At 36.7% G+C, this 19,847-nt stretch carries 23 protein-coding genes; 17 read left to right on the forward strand and 6 right to left on the reverse strand.

The genetic code is table 11. The annotated features are described in order from the left end of the window. Window positions 1–20: 20 nt before the first annotated feature. Window positions 21–689, reverse strand: coding sequence for a DUF6565 domain-containing protein (locus ACFO7M_RS08830; RefSeq protein ID WP_379735187.1), 669 nt, complete (start codon window positions 687–689; stop codon window positions 21–23). A 152-nt stretch (window positions 690–841) separates the two neighbouring features. Between ACFO7M_RS08830 and ACFO7M_RS08835 the strand changes: the two genes are divergently transcribed. The 12 genes from ACFO7M_RS08835 (at window position 842) to ACFO7M_RS08890 (ending at window position 11,283) form a co-directional block, all read left to right on the forward strand. Next, a complete protein-coding gene (locus ACFO7M_RS08835; RefSeq protein WP_379735188.1) occupies window positions 842–1,531 on the forward strand; it encodes an ABC transporter ATP-binding protein in 690 nt (229 codons plus the stop codon). A gap of 100 nt (window positions 1,532–1,631) precedes the next feature. Continuing rightward, window positions 1,632–2,201, forward strand: a complete 570-nt coding sequence (locus tag ACFO7M_RS08840) for a cob(I)yrinic acid a,c-diamide adenosyltransferase (protein WP_379714256.1) — start codon at window positions 1,632–1,634, stop codon at window positions 2,199–2,201. Between the two features lie 163 nt (window positions 2,202–2,364). Next, on the forward strand, window positions 2,365–2,586 hold the full coding sequence (locus tag ACFO7M_RS08845; RefSeq protein WP_002986941.1) for a DUF2795 domain-containing protein: 222 nt from the start codon (window positions 2,365–2,367) through the stop codon (window positions 2,584–2,586). A 76-nt stretch (window positions 2,587–2,662) separates the two neighbouring features. After that, window positions 2,663–6,016, forward strand: a complete 3,354-nt coding sequence (gene secA, locus ACFO7M_RS08850) for a preprotein translocase subunit SecA (RefSeq protein WP_379735190.1) — start codon at window positions 2,663–2,665, stop codon at window positions 6,014–6,016. Between the two features lie 189 nt (window positions 6,017–6,205). Continuing rightward, a complete protein-coding gene (locus ACFO7M_RS08855) occupies window positions 6,206–6,376 on the forward strand; it encodes a hypothetical protein (protein ID WP_379714262.1) in 171 nt (56 codons plus the stop codon). Window positions 6,377–6,379: 3 nt separating this feature from the next. Continuing rightward, window positions 6,380–7,174, forward strand: a complete 795-nt coding sequence (locus tag ACFO7M_RS08860) for a hypothetical protein (RefSeq protein ID WP_379735192.1) — start codon at window positions 6,380–6,382, stop codon at window positions 7,172–7,174. Between the two features lie 17 nt (window positions 7,175–7,191). After that, a complete protein-coding gene (locus ACFO7M_RS08865; protein WP_379735194.1) occupies window positions 7,192–7,824 on the forward strand; it encodes a hypothetical protein in 633 nt (210 codons plus the stop codon). A gap of 103 nt (window positions 7,825–7,927) precedes the next feature. Then, complete coding sequence (locus tag ACFO7M_RS08870) at window positions 7,928–8,206, forward strand: hypothetical protein (protein ID WP_379735196.1); 279 nt, start codon at window positions 7,928–7,930, stop codon at window positions 8,204–8,206. Further along, entirely contained in the window at window positions 8,203–9,039 is an 837-nt protein-coding gene (locus ACFO7M_RS08875; RefSeq protein ID WP_379735198.1) for a sulfurtransferase, read from the forward strand. The genes ACFO7M_RS08870 and ACFO7M_RS08875 overlap by 4 nt, the downstream gene beginning before the upstream one ends. Before the next feature lie 8 nt (window positions 9,040–9,047). Continuing rightward, a complete protein-coding gene (locus ACFO7M_RS08880) occupies window positions 9,048–9,785 on the forward strand; it encodes a DUF4184 family protein (RefSeq protein WP_379735200.1) in 738 nt (245 codons plus the stop codon). Between the two features lie 117 nt (window positions 9,786–9,902). Then, window positions 9,903–10,649 carry an alpha/beta fold hydrolase gene (locus tag ACFO7M_RS08885; protein WP_379735202.1) on the forward strand — a complete coding sequence of 249 codons (747 nt, stop codon included), beginning with the start codon at window positions 9,903–9,905 and terminating at the stop codon, window positions 10,647–10,649. A gap of 64 nt (window positions 10,650–10,713) precedes the next feature. Then, window positions 10,714–11,283: a class I SAM-dependent methyltransferase gene (locus ACFO7M_RS08890; RefSeq protein WP_379735204.1), complete on the forward strand. Its 570-nt coding sequence runs from the start codon at window positions 10,714–10,716 to the stop codon at window positions 11,281–11,283. Here the strand turns inward: ACFO7M_RS08890 and ACFO7M_RS08895 are convergent. Both ACFO7M_RS08895 and ACFO7M_RS08900 read right to left on the reverse strand, forming a co-directional pair. Then, window positions 11,280–12,683: an FAD-binding oxidoreductase gene (locus tag ACFO7M_RS08895; RefSeq protein ID WP_379735206.1), complete on the reverse strand. Its 1,404-nt coding sequence runs from the start codon at window positions 12,681–12,683 to the stop codon at window positions 11,280–11,282. The two genes, ACFO7M_RS08890 and ACFO7M_RS08895, sit on opposite strands and share 4 nt — an antisense overlap. A 165-nt stretch (window positions 12,684–12,848) precedes the next feature. Then, window positions 12,849–13,760 (reverse strand): AEC family transporter, encoded by a 912-nt coding sequence (locus tag ACFO7M_RS08900; protein ID WP_379714286.1) that lies wholly within the window; start codon window positions 13,758–13,760, stop codon window positions 12,849–12,851. A 48-nt stretch (window positions 13,761–13,808) separates the two neighbouring features. Here ACFO7M_RS08900 and meaB point away from each other — a divergent pair, with 48 nt between their 5' ends. Next, complete coding sequence (gene meaB, locus ACFO7M_RS08905; protein ID WP_379714289.1) at window positions 13,809–14,924, forward strand: methylmalonyl Co-A mutase-associated GTPase MeaB; 1,116 nt, start codon at window positions 13,809–13,811, stop codon at window positions 14,922–14,924. A 22-nt stretch (window positions 14,925–14,946) separates the two neighbouring features. Here the strand turns inward: meaB and ACFO7M_RS08910 are convergent, their stop codons facing one another. From ACFO7M_RS08910 to ACFO7M_RS08920, 3 genes are read right to left on the reverse strand one after another with little or no spacing between them, the layout of a single operon-like run. Continuing rightward, window positions 14,947–15,822 carry a hypothetical protein gene (locus tag ACFO7M_RS08910; protein WP_379735208.1) on the reverse strand — a complete coding sequence of 292 codons (876 nt, stop codon included), beginning with the start codon at window positions 15,820–15,822 and terminating at the stop codon, window positions 14,947–14,949. Window positions 15,823–15,835: 13 nt separating this feature from the next. Beyond that, window positions 15,836–16,342, reverse strand: coding sequence for an acyl-CoA thioesterase (locus tag ACFO7M_RS08915; protein ID WP_379714295.1), 507 nt, complete (start codon window positions 16,340–16,342; stop codon window positions 15,836–15,838). Between the two features lie 48 nt (window positions 16,343–16,390). Next, window positions 16,391–16,981, reverse strand: coding sequence for a TetR/AcrR family transcriptional regulator (locus ACFO7M_RS08920; RefSeq protein WP_379714298.1), 591 nt, complete (start codon window positions 16,979–16,981; stop codon window positions 16,391–16,393). Between the two features lie 178 nt (window positions 16,982–17,159). Between ACFO7M_RS08920 and ACFO7M_RS08925 the strand changes: the two genes are divergently transcribed. Genes ACFO7M_RS08925 through ACFO7M_RS08940 form a run of 4 tightly spaced genes read left to right on the forward strand, consistent with a single transcriptional unit; the run spans window position 17,160 to window position 19,847 of the window. Then, window positions 17,160–17,801, forward strand: a complete 642-nt coding sequence (locus tag ACFO7M_RS08925; RefSeq protein WP_379714300.1) for a hypothetical protein — start codon at window positions 17,160–17,162, stop codon at window positions 17,799–17,801. Window positions 17,802–17,809: 8 nt separating this feature from the next. Next, the gene (locus tag ACFO7M_RS08930; protein ID WP_379735210.1) at window positions 17,810–18,475 is read left to right on the forward strand and encodes a hypothetical protein; all 666 of its coding nucleotides are present in this window, start codon (window positions 17,810–17,812) and stop codon (window positions 18,473–18,475) included. Beyond that, window positions 18,448–19,206, forward strand: coding sequence for a sensor histidine kinase (locus tag ACFO7M_RS08935; RefSeq protein ID WP_379735212.1), 759 nt, complete (start codon window positions 18,448–18,450; stop codon window positions 19,204–19,206). The genes ACFO7M_RS08930 and ACFO7M_RS08935 overlap by 28 nt, the downstream gene beginning before the upstream one ends. Before the next feature lie 2 nt (window positions 19,207–19,208). Next, window positions 19,209–19,847 carry a response regulator transcription factor gene (locus tag ACFO7M_RS08940; protein WP_379714308.1) on the forward strand — a complete coding sequence of 213 codons (639 nt, stop codon included), beginning with the start codon at window positions 19,209–19,211 and terminating at the stop codon, window positions 19,845–19,847.

Raw genomic sequence — 19,847 nt, forward strand, 5'->3', positions numbered from 1 at the left:
TTTTTTATCAAAGCTTGATTTTATTCTTTGGCTTTTTCCATTTCAGCAGATTTTGCGAGTATTCTATTCAATCTGTACATTGGAGCAAACTTTAATTTTAAAGCTGCAATTTTACGATTATCTTCACTCGAAAGACCTTCCTTTTCTACGGTATTTTTACGACTATCCAATGCCTCATACATCATCTTGATTTCATCCCAATCTTCACGCGAATAACTATCCTTATTGCTTTCTACTGTTCGAACAAACTGCTCGTACACACTAAGAATATTATCTTTATTCACCCAATTGAACTTCATATCATCGCCTATTTTTCCCTTACCGAAAAGAGCGTTTCGCATTTTTTGCTTTGGACTTACTGATGTCATTGCCAATTCTTCTTTTATTTCCATCCGATCTTTCATACTCTCGTATTTCGCTTTAGCTCGAATAATTTTAGCTTCAAACTGACTCTTATCTTCTAGCTCATCTAAAACAATTTCGACATCGGAGACTTTTACGAGATATTCTGCTTCAATTTCAACCCAATTCGCTTCAGGATCTTCAACAGATACCTTTTCAACTGAATCTACATAAGTAATATACGATTCTACAACTTTTTTGGCCCTTAATTCCTTTTCATCATTACACGACGAAAAACCGAAAACAATTATCATCGCCAAACCTAAAAACAAATTTCTATTTTTCATGATATACGATTTTAAAGTTAAATGATAAAAATAGTACTTCAATGCTGCAACCATTTTACATGATTGTCATGAATTGTTACACAATTCTTTATTTTGCTGTAACAATATTGGTTATTTTCATACTAATTTTAGAATCATAAAAATTTCAGGAAATGGCTAATCCATTAATCAAAATCACCAATATCAAAAGAGACTTTCAGTTGGGAAGCGAAACCATCAATGTTCTTAAAGGAATCAATCTTGAAATTAATAAAGGTGAATATGTAGCATTAATGGGACCTTCGGGATCAGGAAAATCAACTTTAATGAATCTTTTAGGATGTTTGGACACCCCAACATCTGGAACCTATATACTTAATGGTAAAGATGTAAGTAAAATGATTGATGATGATTTGGCAGAAATCCGCAACAAAGAAATTGGGTTCGTTTTTCAAACCTTCAACTTATTACCTAGGACTACTGCACTAGATAATGTTGCTTTACCTATGATTTATGCCGGTTACTCCAAAGCCGAAAGAAAAATAAGGGCTACGGAGGTTTTGAGCCAAGTTGGTCTCAATGACCGTATGGATCACCAACCGAACCAACTCTCTGGAGGACAACGTCAGCGTGTAGCAGTTGCAAGAGCTTTAGTCAATCATCCATCGATTATTTTAGCGGATGAACCTACTGGAAATTTGGATAGTAAAACTTCGGAAGAAATCATGCGATTATTCGGAGAAATACATGCCAATGGTAATACAGTAATTTTAGTTACGCACGAGGAAGACATTGCTTCTCATGCACACCGAATCATTCGACTTCGAGATGGTTTGATAGAAACTGATTCAAAGAACAAATAATTTCAAAAACGAGTTGTAGGCTTTTATCTTTAATGTTTGCATAGTACTCCAAAAACTTAGTACCTTAGCGACTTAGATACTTAGTAACTCAAAAACAACAATGAAAGTCTACACAAAAACCGGTGACAAAGGAACCACAGCACTTTTTGGAGGTACCCGTGTCCCTAAACACCATATCCGTATCGAAAGTTACGGCACTGTTGATGAACTTAATTCTTATATAGGTTTAATTCGTGACCAACAAATCAATACCCACTATCAAGACGTATTAATTGAAATTCAAGATCGATTATTTACATTAGGTGCTGTTTTGGCAACTCCACCTGAAAAGGAAATTCTGAAAAACGGACAACCCCGCCTTCAGAACTTAGGAATCACAGAATCTGACATTGCTTATTTGGAGAACGAAATCGACACTATGGAAGAAAGTCTTCCACCTATGACACATTTTGTATTACCTGGAGGACACACCACCGTGTCATATTGTCATATAGCGCGCTGTGTATGCCGTCGTGCCGAGCGTTTGGCGACACATCTACATGAATCAGAACCTACAGACGAGCTTGTTTTGAAGTACCTGAACCGACTTTCTGACTATCTTTTTGTCTTGGCACGGAAGTTGTCATTTGACTTGCACGCTAATGAGGTGCCTTGGATACCTCGCAAGTAAAGTTTCAATTTTTAAAATACAAATAACAACATCCGAATTTGTTTTTTTTGCTTTTGGAATTTGAAGAAAAAACGTTCTTAAAAATTAACTGAAAATAAATCAAAAAAAACTTGATTTTTTAAGTAGAAAAATTATTTTTGCATAAATTAAAAATTTTACAAAGATGTATTGGACATTAGAATTAGCATCGTATTTAAGTGATGCTCCTTGGCCTGCTACAAAAGACGAATTGATCGACTATGCCATTAGAACTGGTGCTCCACTAGAAGTAGTAGAAAACCTGCAATCTATTGAAGATGAAGGTGAAATCTATGAGTCTATGGAAGAGATTTGGCCTGATTATCCAACAGACGAAGATTATCTTTGGAATGAGGATGAATATTAATCATAAAACCTACTAAAAAAGTCTCATTTGAGACTTTTTTTTTGGTTATTTTTACACACATTTAAACAAAACCGTTATGAGTTTCGTAAACAGTATATTAAAAGTTTTCCTAGGCGACAAATCGCAAAACGATGTCAAAGCTATTCAGCCTATTATCAATAAAATAAGATCATTTGAGGGTACTCTTCAATCATTATCTAACGACCATTTACGTTTAAAAACTGTAGAGTTCAAAGAAAAAATCAAACAGGCACGTGCCGAAAAAGATTTAAAAATTGCTTCTCTAAAAGCGGAAGTAGAAAACATCAGTGATGTTGATGCTCGTGAAGATATCTATAACGAAATTGATAAGCTGGAAAAAGAAGCTTACGAAATCTCCGAAAAAACATTAAACGAAATCCTTCCTGAAGCATTTGCTGTGGTTAAAGAAACGGCACGTCGTTTCAAAGAAAACGCTCAAGTAATAGTAACTGCTACAGCAAAAGACAGAGAATTGTCTGCAACCAAAGCGTATGTTACTCTTGATGGAGATCAGGCAGTTTGGGCCAACTCATGGGATGCAGCCGGAAAAGCCATCACTTGGGATATGATCCACTACGATGTACAGATGATTGGTGGTGTGGTTTTACATCAAGGTAAAATTGCAGAAATGCAAACAGGTGAAGGTAAAACTTTAGTTGCAACTCTTCCTTTGTATTTGAATGCATTAACTGGAAACGGGGTTCACTTGGTAACCGTGAATGACTACCTTGCAAAACGTGATAGTACATGGAAAGCTCCTTTATTCGAATTCCATGGCTTAACCATTGATTGTATCGACAATCACCAACCGAATACAGATGCGCGTCGTAAAGCGTATGAAGCGGATATTACTTACGGAACAAATAACGAATTTGGTTTTGACTATTTGCGTGATAACATGGCACATTCGCCTAGTGAATTAGTGCAACGCAAACATAACTTTGCAATTGTCGATGAGGTCGATTCAGTATTGATTGATGATGCCCGTACACCGTTGATTATTTCAGGACAAGTTACTGATGGTGACCGCCACGAATTCAACGAATTGAAACCAAAAATTGAAGACTTAGTAGCCATTCAACGTCAATTGGCTAATGGATTCTTAGCAGAAGCAAAACGTTTGATCAAAGAAGGCAACACAAAAGAAGGTGGTTTCCAATTATTGAGAGCACACCGTGCTTTACCTAAAAACAAAGCCTTAATTAAATTCCTTTCTGAAGAAGGTGTAAAACAAATTCTTCAAAAAACAGAAAACGAATACATGTCGGATAACAACCGTAAAATGCCGCAAGTTGATGAGGCATTGTACTTTGTTATCGAAGAGAAAAACAACCAAGTGGAGTTGACTGAAGGTGGTATCAAAGAACTTTCTAAGAACACCGATGATAAATTCTTCGTACTTCCGGATATCGGAACTGAAATCGCTCGTATCGAAAAAATGGAGCTTTCAAAAGAAGAAGAAGCAGAACAAAAAGAAGCTTTATTTGCTGATTTCTCTGTAAAAAGCGAGCGTATCCACACCTTAACCCAATTATTAAAAGCGTATACCTTATTTGAAAAAGATACTGAATACGTTATTATGGAAAATGAGGTTTTAATTGTTGATGAGCAAACAGGACGTATCATGGATGGTCGTCGTTACTCTGACGGATTACACCAAGCAATCGAAGCCAAAGAAAATGTAAAAATCAAAGATGCCACACAAACGTATGCGACTATTACTTTACAGAACTATTTCCGTATGTATAGTAAATTAGGAGGTATGACAGGTACTGCAGTAACTGAAGCGGGTGAGTTCTTTGAAATCTATAAATTAGACGTTGTTGAAATCCCTACCAACAGAGGTATTTCACGTAAAGACAAAGAAGATTTGATCTACCGTTCGGTGCGTGAGAAATTCAACGCAGTAGCGGAAGATGTACAACAATTAGTTGCTGAAGGTCGCCCGGTATTGATTGGAACAACTTCGGTAGAAATTTCGGAAGTATTAAGCCGTATGTTGAAAATGCGTGGTATTCAGCACAATGTATTGAATGCTAAAATGCACAAACAAGAAGCGCAAATTGTTGCCGAAGCAGGAAAACCAGGCGTAGTAACCATTGCTACGAACATGGCAGGTCGTGGTACCGATATTAAATTGACTGACGAAGTAAAAGCGGCAGGTGGTTTAGCGATTATTGGTACAGAACGTCACGATTCACGTCGTGTAGACCGTCAGTTACGTGGTCGTGCAGGTCGTCAAGGAGATCCTGGAAGTTCACAATTTTATGTGTCTTTAGAAGATAACCTAATGCGTTTGTTCGGTTCTGACCGTGTGGCAAAAATCATGGACAGAATGGGCTTGAAAGAAGGTGAAGTAATTCAACATTCGATGATGACAAAATCTATCGAAAGAGCGCAGAAAAAAGTAGAAGAAAACAACTTTGGTGTTCGTAAACGTTTATTGGAATACGATGATGTGATGAACTCACAACGTGAAGTAGTATACAAACGTCGTCGTCATGCTTTGAACGGAGAGCGTTTGAAACTGGATATTGCCAACATGATTTATGATGTTTGTGAAAACATTGCAGAGAAAAACAAGTTGAGCAAGGATTTCAAGAATTTCGAGTTTGAATTGATTCGTTATTTATCGATCACTTCTCCTGTTTCTGAAGTAGAATTCAACAAATTGTCTGAAATCGAAGTAGCAGGAAAAGCGTACAAAGCAGCGATGGAATACTACCAAGCGAAGAATGAAAGAGATGCAAGAGAAGCTTTCCCGATTATCAGAAACGTTTATGAAAATCCAGGAAATCAATTCGAAAGAATCATTGTTCCTTTCACTGACGGTATCAAAACATTGAATGTAGTTACTGATCTTAAGAAAGCATACGAAACACAAGGTGCTCAATTGGTGGCTGATTTCGAAAAGAACATCACTTTGGCTATTGTGGATGAAGCTTGGAAGAAACACTTACGCAAAATGGACGAATTGAAACAATCGGTTCAATTGGCAGTTCACGAGCAAAAAGATCCATTATTGATTTACAAATTTGAAGCGTTTAACTTGTTCAAAAACATGTTGGATGGTATCAATAAAGAAGTAATCTCTTTCTTATTCAAAGGGGATTTACCACAACAAAACTCAATCCAGGAAGCACACGAAGAAGTTCGTCGTGAGCAATACAACGAAATCAAAGACGAAGTATTGAACATGGAAGAGCAAGCAGAACGTGCACGTGAAGCGGGTCAAACCCAACAACAACACCACCACGTTACAGAAACGATAGTTCGCGACCAACCGAAAATCAATCGTAATGATAATGTTACCATCAAACATGTATTGAGTGGTAAAACGGAAACAATGAAATTCAAAAAAGCGGAAAGCTTATTGGCTTCTGGCGAATGGGTTCTAGTTCACGAATAAAAAGAGTCAAATCCTTATAAACAAAATCCCCGATTATCATATAATTGGGGATTTTTTATTGCAATGAATTTCATACAATCGGTTCATTTTCCGATGCTGTTAATTACCAAAAAATTAACTTTGGAAAAGTAAAAACCAAAGTTTATTTTGAAATAAAATTAGTACATTTGGTGCATCAAAAGTTTGATTATGAGTAGTTTTTTCGACATATTCAGAAGAAATAAAAAAGAAGAACATCCTAAAACAGCGGAAGTCAGAAGTGCGTTGGTTCACATTGTAAGCAATCTGGACACTACTGACGGAAAAAGCAGAGTCGTAAAAGTTGGTGAAAAGTATTTTAGAGTTAGAGAACTTGGATAAAATATGAACATCGCATTTACCTCGATACTCCTATTCATATTATTAGCGCCCGGATTTTTATTTAGAATCTCCTATAATTCCTCCAAATTAAGCGTTAGAGATCCCAACCGAAATTTAATCAACGATTTAACCTGGTCGATTATACCGTCGTTATTGTTTCATACGGTTGCTATATTTTGTGTCGAATTGCTTTCTACCTATGCGATCGACTTCAAACAATTAGGCAATTTATTATTAGGTGTAACCTCAGCCAATAAAGCAGAAGACAGCTTTATTCAATTGCGATCGTACTTCTACCCTATCTTTTTTTACAACATTATAGTTTTTTTATTATCAATACTATTGGGGTATTTGGCAAGAAAAGCGGTTCGGTATTTTAAATTCGATCGAAGATTTCGGTTTTTACGTTTTTCCAACAAGTGGCATTATATCTTTTCGGGGGAATGTTTAGACTTTCCCGATGTACCGGATGATTTCAAAGAGATTACCGAAAAATACATCAATGTATTGTGCAAAGTCAATGGCAAGAGTGTGTTGTATTCCGGTGAATTTTTCAATTACTATATTGACAACAAAGGTGATTTGGAAGCGATTCATTTGATTTTCCCAGAGAGACGCTATTTGGAAGACGACAAAGACACCAACAAGAGCTTTTATAAGATCCCTTCAAAATACTTTGTGATACCCAACAGTGACATTATTAATATCAACTTCAAGTACATGTCGAGTGTTGAGATATCGAAATCGGAATTGACACCAGAAGAATTGGAGGAATTGAAAGAACAAGCTGAATCGTAGCTATCAACTCCTTTTCAATGCAACACAGCTATTTTTTTCTTGTCTTACTATTTCTTTTCCAAAGCTGTGAGAAGAAAGAGACTGATTTGCAATTTGAGCAAAACGTTTTAGATCAAGTTTTTGTTGACATTGTCCATCAAACGTACAAAGACAAACGTGTTTACACTTTCAATTGTAAAGAAGGCAAACCTATCTTTGAAAAAGGAAACCCTATCGGCTGGGATCATCCCGAATGCGAGAAACACTTCATTGCTATACAAAAAGACACACTAGGATTGGTAGTAGCCATTAGCGATTCGGTACAACCCATCGATTCGGATGACAAAGAATTCATTCCTTCTTCTTTTAAAATTATAGATACGAAGAAATATCGTATACCATTAGCTGATTATAATAGTCAAAAATTCCAATTCAAGTATCTTTCTGAACTACGCCCAGATGATGAATTTGAAAACTGGAGTAGAAAATATCCGAAGTTCATTGGAAATCTCAAGATATCAAAGATCTATTTTGATCCCAAAAGAGAAAATGGGGTTGTGACAGTGTATTACTTCTGTGGCTCTAACTGTGGTTTGGGCTATGTTGTTTACTTACAAAAAGACCAAGAGCAATGGAAAGTCAAAAAGACTGAAAACACTTGGATCTATTAAAAAATAGATCACTACTACCACTTCATTATCCATTACAATAGGCTATCAAATCGACAAAACCACTCGCATTGAAAAGAAAACCAGTCGCCCAAAAGGAAAACACATGCGAGGTAAAAACAAAACCATTCGCAACGCAAAAAAAACCATGCGAGGTAAGAAAAAAACCAGTCGCCCAAAAGGAAAACCCATGCGAGGTAAAAACAAAACCACTCGTAACGCAAAAAAAGCCATGCCAGGCAAGAAAAAAACCAGTTGCCCAAAAGAAAAACCCATGCGAGGTAAAAATAAAACCACTCCCCAAGCAAATAAAGTACACCGTTTCCAAAAGAAGTCCTCTTTTTGTACATTTGATTTAACAACAAATGATACACAGAAAGCATGACACCTATTATCAGCGCCAGCGAATTATTGCAACTTTATCCATTAGATGAATTGGTTCTTATTGATGTCAGCAACGGAAAAGAGGCCCGATCCAATTATGACGCAAAACATTTGGATGGTGCTTTATTTGTAGATTTGAATAGCCAGTTGGCCGACATTAAAGACAATGTTGCTGAGGGTGGAAGACATCCGTTACCGTCAGTTACTGCATTTGCCAAAACCTTATCAGAGTTGGGTATTACACCAAAGAGTCATGTTGTGGTATACGATGATAAAAACGGTTCCAATGCAGCTGCGCGTTTCTGGTGGATGCTGAAAGCCGTTGGCCATGAGAAAGTACAAGTCTTAGATGGTGGATTTCAAGCCGCAGAAAAAGTCCATTTTCCTATCAATGCTTTACTTCCTGCCGTTACCCCTTCGGCACTTTATCCAATAAGCGATTGGCAATTGCCTCGAGCTACAATGGACGAAGTAGAACGCGCTGCTCATGACACAACACATCTCGTAGTTGATGTTCGGGATGCGGCAAGATACCGTGGTGAAACGGAACCTATAGACACAGTAGCCGGGCATATTCCGGGAGCCATAAATATACCTTTTACTGAAAATTTGGATGCTAATGGATTGTTTTTACCTTCGGAAGTACTGAAAGAGAACTACCAGAAGGCCTTTGGCACTACCCCATCTGAAAACATCATCTTCCATTGTGGATCCGGAGTAACAGCTTGTCATTCCCTTTTAGCGATAGCACAAGCCGGAATGAAAATCCCAAAACTCTATGTGGGTTCTTGGAGTGAATGGAGCAGAAATAACAAAGCCATCGCAACGAAATAAGTACAACCATGCCTTTTACCTTTTCCCATCCCGCTTTAGTGTTACCACTAGCCTATTTTCCGAAGCGTTGGTTTTCGATGACCGGTTTGATTATTGGCAGTATGACTCCCGATTTTGAGTATTTCTTACGCATGAAAATCCAGAGTCTTTACAGCCACAGTCTTGACGGATTATTATGGTTTGATTTGCCTTTGGGCATTGTTATCGCCTTTGTGTTCCATTTACTGGTACGTGACACTTTGTTTGTCCATTTGCCAAAAAGTATTCAATGCCGACTCACTGTATACATAGGTTTTGATTGGGCCAACTATTTCAAGCGGAAATGGCTAATCGTATGTACTTCATTACTCATTGGAGCCGCTTCCCATATACTTTGGGATGGTTTTACCCATGAGCATGGTTATTTCGCAACGACTATCCCACAACTAACTCAATCCATCTCTTTGTTAGGCAAAGACCTATTACTATTTAAAATTTTACAACATGGCAGTACATTGATTGGAGCCATTGTTATCCTGTATGCCTTTTTACAACTTCCCCTACAACCAAATGCAAAGAAAGGCAACAACTCTACTTATTGGGGTATTGTTTCGATTGTAGCGGTATTGATTATTACACTTCGTTTGGCCTTTGGTCTTCCATTCAGGCAGTACGGGCATTTAATTGCTACAGGAATTGCCGGATTGATGATGGGTTTGGTATTGGCGTCTTTCATTACCCGAAAAATCCATAATTCGAACTACTAAAAAAAACACACCTTATTTAGAGTACGTCTATTACCTTTTCCCAGATCGAACAATCAATCCGTTAAAATAACAATCCTTAATTACAGCAATGTCATTGGGGATTTTTTATCTTTGGATATGAAAAACACAGTCCTATTACTCCTTGTCTTTATTTTGAATTTTTCAGGAACTACCCTTTCTCTTCGAGAAAAACCAATCAAAGAGAAAGATATTACATTATTTGACAAAAAAAGAAACAGAGAAATTCCGGTAACGCTATATTTACCAAAACAGATTAAAAACGCCCCTTTGGTAATTATCAGTCACGGTTACAGTCAGAACCAATTGGGAGCAAACAAAGGCTATTCATTTATTGGTAAAGCGTTGGCTTTGAAAGGCTATTTTGTGGTCAGTATTCAACACGAATTACCCACAGACGAATTAATGCCTACAACAGGAGAAATCAAGGTAGTCAGAAAACCATTTTGGGAAAGAGGTTCAGACAATATCCTTTATGTAATCAATGATTTTAAAAAGCGTTACCCGGAAGTTAATTTCAATAAAAACATTCTGATTGGTCATTCCATGGGTGGTGATATTTCGGTGACTTTTGCCGTACAACATCCTGAATTAGTTGATAAATTAATTACCCTTGATCAGAGAAGAGTTGCTTTTCCGAGAGTACAACAACCCAAAATCTATTCTTTACGTTCCAGTGACCAACCGGCTGATGAAGGTGTGCTTCCAACAATTGAAGAACAGAAAACATTCGGAATTAAAATCATACCTTTAGCCAATACCATTCACAATGTGATGTGTGACAATGGTTCAAAGGAACAAAAGAAAGAAATGTTAGATTGGATTTTACAATTTATTGCAGATTAAAATGAGTTTACCCTGTCCACTATGTCATCACGCCAGTACATCGTTTTGTAAATTCAAAACGAGAATGTACTATGAATGCACCAATTGCAAGGCGATTTTCTTAAATCCGAGTCAGTACATGGATTTTGAAAGTGAGGAGAAGCATTATCGTTTTCATAACAATGATGTGGAAGACATTGGCTATCAAAACTTCGTTTCCCCAATTACCCGGAGTATTTTAAATGATTTTACGCCACAGCATTCCGGATTGGATTTTGGAGCTGGAACTGGATCGGCTATTGCCAAGGTTTTAACCGATAATAATTATCAGATTGTCCAATACGATCCTTATTTTCACGATTATCCCGAACTACTAAAAAAACAATACGATTATATCGCATGTTGCGAAGTAGTGGAACATTTCCATCATCCGGCAAAAGAGTTTGAAATGCTTCGAAAGTTATTGCTTTCGGGAGGCAAATTATACATCATGACCCATTTGTACACACCAGTTTTGGATTTTGCTTCCTGGTATTACAAAAACGATCATACGCATGTATTCCTATACCAGAAAGAAACCATGGAATGGATTGCCAAAACCTTTGGATTTTCGGATGTGTTGATTGATAACCGATTGATTGTCTTTACGAATTAGTTTCTGTCCGGAAGGATTTTGCCTGGATTCATGATGTTATTCGGGTCGAAAATGTATTTGATTTGCTCCATGATTTCCAGATGACTTTTTGAGAAGGCGATATCCATAAAGTTTTTCTGAACGTAGCCGATACCGTGTTCACCGGAAAGTGTTCCTTTCAAAGCAACCGTCAAGTCAAAAATTTCACGAATACCTTTAGGCACTTCCGTTTTCCAGTTTTCATCCGACATATTGCCTTTGATGATGTTCACGTGTAAGTTTCCGTCACCGGCATGACCGTAGCAAACCGATTGGAAACCGTATTTATTTCCGATAGTTTTGATCCCTTTCAACAAAGTAGGCAATTCGTAACGAGGAACAACAGTATCTTCTTCTTTATATATTGAGTTTGATTTTACAGCTTCTGCAATACCGCGGCGCATTTTCCATAGCGCATTTTTCTGATCTTCGGTGTCGGCAAACAATACCTCATCGATTTCGAATTGTTCCACTACCGTCATAATCTTTTCCGCTTCCAGCATTAAGATATCTGGGTAATTACCATCGACTTCGATTAAAAGATGTGCTTGGTGCTCCGGTTTAATCTCGACACTCATACCTTCGATGTGTTGTACTGCCCAATCAATAGCATCGCGTTCCATAAACTCTAAAGCACTTGGAACAATTCCCGCTCTGAAAATCGCTGAAACCGCTTCGCAAGCTTGTTCTGCCTTATAAAACGGCACCAACATTAGAACATTATGTGCATTTTTAGGCCATAATTTCAAGACTGCTTTCGTTACGACTCCCAAAGTTCCTTCGCTACCCACCATTAATTGTGTCAAATTGTATCCGGTAGAGTTTTTGAGTGTATTGGCGCCCGTCCAGATGATTTCCCCGTTAGGCAAAACCACTTCCAGATTCAACACATAATCTTTGGTTACACCGTATTTCACGGCACGAGCTCCACCGGCATTTTCGGCGATATTACCACCGATAAAACAACTTCCCATACTACTAGGATCGACAGGATAGAATAATCCTTTTTCGGCCACTGCATCGCGAAGTACTTGAGTGATTACACCCGGTTCAGTGATTACTTGACCGTTTTTCTCGTCGATTTCGATGATTGTATTCAGTCTTTCCGTTGACAAACCGATACCCTTCAAAATACACAAAGCGCCACCACTCAAACCCGTTCTTCCGCCAATGGGAACAACAGCCGTGTAATGTTCGTTGGCCAACTTCATAATAGCAGCCACTTCTTGAGCACTGCCCGGTTTTACCACCACATTCGGAGGAAAAACGTAATCTTCAGTTTCATCATGGCCGTAATGGTTGCGGGTTTCTTCATCGGTGAATACATAAGCTTCACCTACGATATTTTGTAGTTTATGAATTATTTCGGGAGTAATTGTCATTGTAATTTCAGTGATTGATTTCTAAACAAATTTATAAACTTAAGCTCCGGATTGCAAGGCTTTTGGCTAAAATTTACCAGGCCATAGCCCTGATGGAAACGGCATCCTTTTTTTGCTTTAACAAATGGCAAAAAAAGATATAGTGTACAGCAGGAAAAGCTCCACTTAAACCCACTTCAAAATAGAATACCAGAAAAGGAGCGTTAGAAACGATAGCGGGATTCCGAAACCGATCATCATGGAGCTCAGTTTCGGTTTGAGTCCGTAAGTAGTTGCTACAATGGTACCGGTAATCATGGGTGCCATAGCCGCTTCAAAAATAGACACTTGCACTTCCAACCCTTTTCCGTTGAGTAGCAGAACGTATAAAAGATAAAAGAAGGCCGGAGTGAGAAACAATTTAAACAGCAAACCCAGTGAGAGGAACTTCCAATGTTTGCTTTTGCTATCGAATTCCAATTGCATCCCCACCGATACGAGAGCAATAGGTGTTACTGTGCTTCCTAAGCGCTGAAAAACAGATTGCAAGATGGCAGGAAAATCGAGTTGAATTATATTAAGTACTAAAGCCATTGAAAAAGCGATGAAAGGCGGAAAGAAAAGTATCTTTTTGATAATTTCACTAGAATTTGTAGTACCTCTGGAGAACAGTGTAGCCACCAAAATTGCCAATGTAGACACCACAACGAATGATCCCGGTTGATCGACGATAACCGCTGTTTCCAATCCTTCTTTGCCATAGACTGCTTCGACTAAAGGAAATCCGACAAAAGACGTATTTCCTAATCCAGCTGTAATAATGAGGCATCCCGTTAGTTTTTTAGACCAGTTGAATAATTTCGCAAAAGCACTAAAAAAAACAAAGGACAAGGCAAATCCCACCCATGCAATTCCGAGAGGGAAGAGTAATTTAGAGCTAATTTCCAGTTTTGGGATGTAATACAATGCAATCGCCGGAAGCGAGATATAGATTACAAACTGATTGAGCGTTTTGTGACTAGCATCGGGAAAAGCCTTCGTTCGTTTGAGAAGAAAGCCAAGAATCATGCAAACAAAAACCAGAAGAATGTTATCCATAAGAAGGTATTACAAATCAAAATTACTACTATTTTCAATCTATTTGCAATGTATTTACTATTTTTACCGAAAGCTTTTATTTTGAATACTTCACCTAAGAAATCGGCATTGACAGAAAACGACGGAATAGAACCGCCAGAGATCATTAGTGCTAATTCTGTCAAGCAAATTCAACAATTCAGGCGAGCTCAACCTTCGGCTGAAGAGTTGATTTCCGAAATCCTTAAAGGCAATAAAACCGCTTTAAGTCGGGCCATTACTTTAGTAGAAAGCACCAGTTCCACCCATTTAGAAAAGGCAAATGCAGTAATTCAAGGCTGTTTGCCTTATGCCAACCGATCAGTACGAATAGGCATCACAGGTGTTCCCGGCGTTGGAAAAAGTACATTTATCGAGGCTTTTGGAAAGTATTTGACCTCATTGGGTAAAAAAGTCGCTGTTTTGGCAGTAGATCCGAGTAGTTCCATTTCGCATGGGAGTATTTTGGGAGATAAAACGCGAATGGAAGAATTGGTTAAAGACGAAAATGCTTATATCCGACCGAGTGCCTCTGGAGAAAGTTTAGGAGGAGTTGCTCGAAAAACCAGAGAGAGCATTATGTTGTGCGAGGCCTGTGGATTTGATACTATTTTGATCGAAACTGTTGGAGTTGGTCAAAGCGAAACGGCAGTGCACAGTATGGTTGATTTCTTTTTACTGTTGAATTTAGCAGGTGCCGGTGACGAATTACAAGGCATTAAGCGCGGTATAATGGAAATGGCCGATTTGATTGTCATTAACAAAGCGGATGGCGACAATGTTAATCGTGCTAGATTAGCTAAAACCGAATTCAATAGAGCATTGCATTTGTTTCCAATGAAAAGTTCAGGCTGGTCACCGAAAGTAATAACCTGTAGCGCTATTCAAAAAGAAGGCATTGATGATGTATGGAACACCATTACTTCTTATTTCGATTTAACCACGGAGAATCATTATTTTGAGCAAAAGAGAAAAGAGCAAAATCAATACTGGTTATTAGAAACTATCAACGATCAGTTGAAAAATAATTTCTACAACAATCCCGAAATCATTCAGCTATTGGAAGAAAACAAAAAAGCAGTGCAAAATAGCGAAATATCGCCCTTTGCAGCTGCTCAATTGTTGTTGCAAAACTATTTCAAATAGTGTCACAACTCCCCTAATTCTTTTAGTGGATATATAGTAATTCTTTCTTGATTGAAATAAAATTCAATGTACCATCTAACATTCCAGGAACTACCAAATGATCTCTGAATACTGTAAAATCAGCCGGACCACTGATTGGCTCAGGCAATCTTAGTACCGTTACTTTATTGTTATTCAATACTTCAATTGCAACCACAATACCTTTTTTCTCAAAAGCCACCCAGTTTGTAAAGTAAAGAACATCTTCATAAGCATAAACACCATCATAATATCCTTCTAGCGGAGTAATTGTAGTAAATTTATTGTCTTTCAAATTCACATACCCGATACCACTTCCGAAACCATTAACATACAAACGGGATTGCACTTTGTCATAAAACAAACCGTTCATTCCAACAATAACTTTATCAACAGCAAGCTCTGAGAAAGTCTTATCTGTTAAGTTTACTTTAAAGATTTTGTTTTTATCGGTTGCAGAAACATACAAAGTATTCTTATCAAAAACAGTGATATCATTTAAAAAAGAAGTCACACTGCTAAAATCGATTTCATATAATTTTTTAGCTGTTTTCAAATCAAAAGCCAAAAGTTTATCAATGTCATTCACGAAAAGAATTCCACCCTCAAGCGCTAATCCTTTCGGTGCACTTAACGTTTCTTTGATGTAGGCAGCGTCAATAATTTTACCGTCTTTATCTACTTTTAAGATTTTTCCATCGCCATCTTTTTCGCCAGGTTTCATAGCGCTACCAATATCAGCAACATATAAAAAAGTTCCGTCAGAAACTACACTTTCGGGGTGACTAAAACCACCTACCGTTTTAATGTCTTGTGCATTTGCGGTTGTAACACCTAAAACTACACTCAGAATAGCATAAATTTTTCTCATTTTACTCATTACATTTATTTTATTAATTTTTATTCGAGGTTATTCTGCTGGTTAATTTTAAATCCTCTACTCTCTTTTCAAAAGGAACCATTTCGGTTAAAGGATTTACAATTTCATTGAAAAAACTTTTCAACTCATCAGAATGAATTGTACTTCGGTTAATTTTAAGATCATAATGCACTAGTTTAGTCCACAAAATGGCTTTCAGAGACGTTTTTTGCTCATCCCACATTAAGGCTTCAACGACCAAACTTTTATCATCAAAACTCAACAGTTTCGACTCAATGGTAACTGTTTCCATTAACATGGCTGGAAGTAAGTAGGCAATTTGATTTTGTGCTACCACCCAACTGATCCCTTTTTCTTTTGCCAATTGGTACAAGTCAAAATCATAGGCTTCCAACAATTGGTCTTCTCTTGCATTAATGATATAATCGATATATCTTGAGTTATTTAGATGATTGAACGGATCACAATCCGGGAATCGCACTCTAACCTTACTTTCTATTATTTTATTAAAATTTTTCATAATAGTTCATAAAAAATACCAAATGGTATATTATTTCTTAAATTTTTTTTACTTTTTCAAAGAAAGTATGTAACGCTCCAAATAATCCATTGATGAATTTAATGAAGTCATTTTTCTGGTCACTTTTGCTTGTAAAATACCACCTTGCATGATAGAGATGAACACTGAAATAAATTCATTGATATCTGTATCGGATTTAATTTCACCATTATTTATTCCATTATTCAAATGGTTTTCCAGAGTACTTCTCCAAAAATTATAGGCACTTTCCGCTTTTGCTCTCAACAAAGGATGGGTATCATCAGCTTCCGTAGAAGTATTGGTTACGGGACAACCCGAACTCAAGATAGGGTTTTTCAAATAGTTACGGTATGTTTCAGGATAAACCAACAACTTTTCAATCGCCGAATGTTTCGTATCCATTTTACCCCTGATGTAGGCTACCAATCTTTCAAAGTTATAATCAAAAGCGGCTAAAGCTACCTGATCTTTATTTTCGAAATTGCCATAAATACTGCCTTTAGTTAACCCTGTAGCAGCTATCAAATCATTAATAGAAGTACCTGCATATCCTTTGGTATTGAATATACAAGCTGTTTTTTCTATAATATATTGCTTGGTGCGATCTGCTTTTGACATTTTAACTAACTCATTATGATGCAAATATATAAAAAATACCAATTGGTATTAAAATTTAATCAAAAAATATTAATCATCGTTTTCCCAAAGCAAAATCCTCAAAAAAACTGGGTGTTTTTCCCTTTCGAATTATAGGACAAATATTTTACTTTTGTAGGTAAATTAATATAAACAAACTATGAAAACAATTCGATTTTTTACACTTGCAGGAACCTTGTTATTGCAAATGCTAACCTCATGCGAATCGCAAAGAGAAACTGAAGTCAAAACACCACACAACATCATCCCGGTCCAAAAAGGAATCATAATGAAAGAGTCGTATCAAAACGACATTCAAAGAATTATCGAAAGAAACAGAGAACAAGGCACATATCAAGCCACTGAATTTGCTTGGATTAATTTGGATTCACTGAAAAACTATATTGCATTATTGGATAAGGTATCGAAATTAAACAATCAGAAAGTTTCTGGAGTTCGAATCTATTTTTCACAATATCCTGTAGAAGGGAATTACACTGCTGAAGAAAGAGAGCGATTAATCCCGGGGAGAGAAACGCTTTTCTTTGCACCAACTACAACAATTGCACCAACGGCAACTACCAAAAGATATCCAATCTTGGAAAATGTACCCTTTGCAATTGAAAGAACAGGAACTAATCCATATGTAGGAAATTTTAAAGTAATCTCGAGATTATTAGGCAGGAATGAAAGGGAAATAAACAGAGACACGACTCCAACGCGCCAATCGTTCGTTGAAGAAAGCCAAACCAGCATTTTACTAAACGAGTTGGCCATGTATCCTCCTCCAAAAAGCAACTAAAACCTTATATGCAATTAAAAAATATTACAACAGAAGACATCAGGTATTTCATGATGTTTTTACAGTTTATAACAGCTATCGTTGGTACTGTATATTATAATAAATACAAACACTCTGTACTAAAGTATTTCTTGTTCTTACTATGGTATACCTGTTTGAATGACTTAATCGGTTATTTTTACCAAGATATCACTCATGCAGACAACAACTATTGCATTTATAATTTCTATCAGATTTTACGATTTAGTACTATCCTTTTCATCTACAAATCCTTTGTAGAAAGTATAGTCTATAAAAAGGTAATTGTAGTCTTCATTGCTACTTATTGTCTTACTGTTGTAATTAATTTTTTTGTCGAAGATTTCTTCGAAAATTACTTTGTAAACACTTTCATTATTGGTGCAACATTTATTGCCACCTCTGTTCTATTTTATCTATTTGAAGTTCTAAAGTCAGATAAAGTATTGTATGTAACCGAATCTTTGATTTTTTGGATCAGTTTCGCTCACTTGGTTTATTTCGTTCCAAACGTGCCCTTTTATATTGTCAGAAAGTACTATTCCAATTCCAGTTCGATTCCGTACATCTTTATGATCAATTATTTCTTACTTTTAGTGTATTATTTAATTCTTATCCTTGGTTTTATATGGAGCAAACCGGAATTGAAGGAGTAATTTTTGCCATACTAGGACTTACGGGACTATCATTTGTAATTATTCTTCTGATTATTATTTTTCAAAAGAAAAAAAACAAATTGATAATTAAGCAAGTAGAAGCGCAAAAACATTTTGAAAAAGAAATCATCGAATCGCAAATTGAAATCAAAGAGCAAACATTGCGTAATATCAGTTGGGAATTACACGACAATATTGGCCAATTGCTAACGTTAGCTAAAATTCAACTTCAAAAAATTAACGATCAGGATACCAAGGAAATCAACGACAATTTAACCAATATCTTAAATGAAGTGAGAGCATTGTCTAAAGTAACCAATCCGGACTATGTTAGTAAAATAAGTTTGGAGGAAGCTTTGAAACTTGAGATCAATCGTTTCAACCGATTGAACTATATTGAATCGTCTTTAATCAGTGAAGGCAATTCCTTCACTATAAATCCGAAATCTGAAATTATTATTTTCAGAATTTTACAAGAGTTCTTTTCCAACACCATTAAACATTCCAAAGCTTCTAAACTAGATGTATGGATTAATTTTGAAGAAGTCAATAACAAACTAACCATTATTGCAAAAGACAACGGCAAAGGATTCGACTTGTCAATACCCAATATTGGAGGCATTGGTTTAACCAACATGAAAAAAAGAGGACATCTGATCGATGCCGAAGTACACATCAAATCTGAATTAAATACAGGAACCAGCTTAACCATCATTTACCACCAAAAATAAACATGGAAAAATATACCGTTGCCATCATCGAAGATCACACACTACTATCCGAAGCCATAGCAGGAGTAGTCGAAAACTTTCAGCAGTTTGAAGTTGCTTTTCAATGCAAGAATGGCGCTGATTTAATTGAAAAATTAAAAACCAAACCGCTTCCGAAAATCATACTCATGGATGTGAATATGCCTATCATGAACGGTATTGAAACTACTGCATGGCTAAGCGAAAACCATCCGGATGTTTCTGTATTGGCGTTAACCGTTGAAGAAGATGAAAGTACTATACTAAAAATGATTCGAGCCGGCGCCAAAGGCTATTTACTGAAAGATGTCGATAAAAAAACATTGGAATTGGCCCTTTTAAAAACTATCGAAACTGGTTTTTACCATTCGAGCGTAGTAATGGATGTTTTGTTAAATTCGGTAACAGGTAAAGGCAATAATCAAGAAATATTGAAAGATACCGAAATAGAATTTCTGAAATTACTGTGTACAGAAATGACGTATAAGGAAATTGCTAATAAAATGAATCTCAGTCCAAAAACTATCGATGGCTATCGAGACAACTTATTTGTAAAACTCAATGTCAAAAACAGAATTGGACTGGTCATTTATGCTATAAAGAACAAAATTTTCACTTGTTAG

Source organism: Flavobacterium sp. GCM10023249, from assembly GCF_042653365.1.
Classification (GTDB): domain Bacteria; phylum Bacteroidota; class Bacteroidia; order Flavobacteriales; family Flavobacteriaceae; genus Flavobacterium.